Source organism: Pseudomonas sp. 2822-17 (genome assembly GCF_002742485.1).
Taxonomy (GTDB): Bacteria; Pseudomonadota; Gammaproteobacteria; order Pseudomonadales; family Pseudomonadaceae; genus Aquipseudomonas; species Aquipseudomonas cyclaminis.
Genome location: NZ_LJRZ01000507.1, coordinates 1 through 312, shown reverse-complemented (window position 1 = coordinate 312; position 312 = coordinate 1). Strand labels below are relative to the sequence as shown.

Below are 312 nucleotides of genomic sequence, written 5' to 3'. Positions count from 1 at the left end.
GAAGTAACAATAACGTTAATGCCTGTTGATTCACCAAATGAATGGAAAGAGATAGAAAATCTTTCTCCTGTAGTTTTTAAATTAATGTCATATAAAGAAAACATGTTAGCTAGAATGATTAGACAAAGTCAGGCGCTAAAACTCCCTATAATTTACGAGGATTTTGATGGGAATAATAATCTAATAGAAGTAAAAAGTCTTTCATTTCAAGGAGATTCTGCATTTGTAAGGACCTTTACTGGTGATAGGATAGATTTGGGTGAAATGAAACGGGTTGCTATTGTTAATCCACAAAACAATACTGATATAAAT

1 protein-coding gene is annotated in these 312 nt (G+C 31.4%); it reads left to right on the top strand.

Features of this window, described 5'->3' with window-relative positions; all coding sequences use genetic code 11:
* A partial coding sequence (locus AOA60_RS32715; RefSeq protein WP_158235044.1) for a hypothetical protein occupies positions 1-312 on the top strand: 312 nt, incomplete at both ends.